The organism is Kitasatospora sp. NPDC058243, from assembly GCF_042882025.1.
In the GTDB taxonomy this organism is placed as follows: Bacteria; Actinomycetota; Actinomycetes; order Streptomycetales; family Streptomycetaceae; genus Kitasatospora.
Genome location: NZ_JBHVWW010000149.1, coordinates 1 through 1,843 on the forward strand (window position 1 = coordinate 1; position 1,843 = coordinate 1,843).

The window sequence follows — 1,843 nt, forward strand, 5'->3', positions numbered from 1 at the left end:
GAGGGGGGGGGGGGGGGGGGGGGGGGGGGGGGGGGGGGGGTGACGATGAGGGGGGGAGGGGAGGGACGGGGGGGGTGGGGCGTTTGGGCTTCTCTTGGCCCCGGCCGTTTGGCGTTGACGACGGCTTCGGGGCAGCCGACGCCTTCGAGACGGACGACGGCTTCGGGAAAAGAGAAGAGCCGCGTACGGTCGCCCTCACCGACGTCCGTACGCGGCGTCTCCGCCTGCCGGGGCGCTCTGCGCGCCACACACGCCCGTCCGCGTGTCATCGCGGCCGCGGCCTCCCCGGCGGCACTGTTCCCCGTCCCCAGGGGACCAGTGCCCGTTCTGTGGCCGACCCCGTCGGGGCCGGCGTGATCTCAGCGGCCGATCAGATCGGCGACGGCCTGGGCCTGGTTCGCCATCTGATCCCAACCGCCGAACAGCAGCACCAGCAGCACCGCGCACGGCAGGGCCATGGCCAGTGCCACGGCCGGGTGCCTGGTGGGCTGCTCGGCCGACCGGGACTGGATGACGGCCGACCGACGGCGGGGGTTTCCCGTGAGCTGCGGTGCCATGCCCTTACTCCTGTGGTCCGGTCGAGTTGGCGCGGTGAACGGCTTACCTCGGGGGACGAGCTCCCCGTCCACCGCTGAACACAACGCTATTGCTCAGGGGGCCGTCCGGGCGTCATGCCGTCGTACTGTTCCTCGGGCATCCCGGAGGATGACGCTCAGACTTCAGGCGTACTACCGCAGGGGGAGGGAGCCTTGGCCGCGACCCCGGGGGAACCCTGAGGGGCAACCCCGAGAAAGGCTTCGGCACCCCTATGACCTGCGGGTCAGCGCACGATCCGACAATCACACGGCTGCTTGAGGTGTTGCGTATCAGCACACCGCAGGGGGCAGTCCGTAAGCTGTGCCAGACAGGAACTGACGATGCCCCAACCGACGGGGCCTCACCCACAGGCTGACGGGGAACGGAACATGGCGATGATGCGGCTGAGGCGTGAGGACCCCCGCATCGTCGGGCCGTACCGCCTGCACCGGCGACTGGGCGCCGGCGGCATGGGCGTGGTCTACCTCGGCTCCGACCGCCGCGGACAGCGCGTCGCCCTCAAGCTGATCCGCGCCGAACTCGCCGAGGACCAGGAGTTCCGCACCCGCTTCGCCCGCGAGATCGCCGCCGCCTCCCGCATCCGGGGCGGCTGCACCGCCCGCGTCGTCGGCTCCGACATCGAGGCCGACCGTCCCTGGCTCGCCACCGCGTACGTGCCCGGGCCCTCCCTCTACAAGCAGGTCGGCGACGAAGGGCCGCTGAGCTGGCCCGAGGCCGCCCGGATCGGCGCCGCACTCGCCGACGGGCTGGTCAAGGTGCACGAGGCCGGGGTCGTCCACCGCGACCTCAAGCCCTCCAACATCCTGCTCTCGCCGCGGGGCCCGCGCATCATCGACTTCGGCATCGCCTGGTCGCGCGGCGCCAGCACCCTCACCCACGTCGGCACCGCCGTCGGCTCCCCCGGCTTCCTCGCGCCCGAACAGGTCCGCGGCGCCGCCGTCACCCCCGCCACCGACGTGTTCGCGTTCGGGGCCACCCTCGCCTACGCGCTCACCGGGGACACCCCGTTCGGATCCGGGGCGTCCTCCGAAGTCATGCTCTACCGGGTCGTCCACGAGGAACCCGACCTGTCCGCCGTACCGACGCCACTGGCACCGCTCATCCGCGCCTGCCTCGCCAAGGAACCCGCCGAACGGCCCGGCGCGGCCGCACTGCACGAGCGCCTCAGCGAACTCGCGGCGCGCGGGGCGGCAGCCGGAACCGCCACCCGGACCGCGCGGCCCGGCCACGGGCGGGCCCCGGCACC

At 73.0% G+C, this 1,843-nt stretch carries 2 protein-coding genes; one reads left to right on the forward strand and one right to left on the reverse strand.

Annotated elements, in window-relative coordinates; genetic code table 11:
- Positions 1–359 precede the first annotated feature (359 nt).
- A complete protein-coding gene (locus ACFVX9_RS39660) occupies positions 360–557 on the reverse strand; it encodes a hypothetical protein (protein ID WP_363372835.1) in 198 nt (65 codons plus the stop codon).
- A 408-nt stretch (positions 558–965) separates the two neighbouring features.
- Between ACFVX9_RS39660 and ACFVX9_RS39665 the strand changes: the two genes are divergently transcribed.
- The coding region (locus ACFVX9_RS39665) for a serine/threonine-protein kinase (RefSeq protein WP_387987153.1) at positions 966–1,843 on the forward strand (878 nt) is incomplete at its 3' end.

What these genes read in the sequence shown, in the direction of transcription:
- ACFVX9_RS39660 (WP_363372835.1), bottom strand. Translation starts at nt 557, where the DNA reads ATGGCACCGCAGCTCACGGGAAACCCCCGCCGTCGGTCGGCCGTCATC.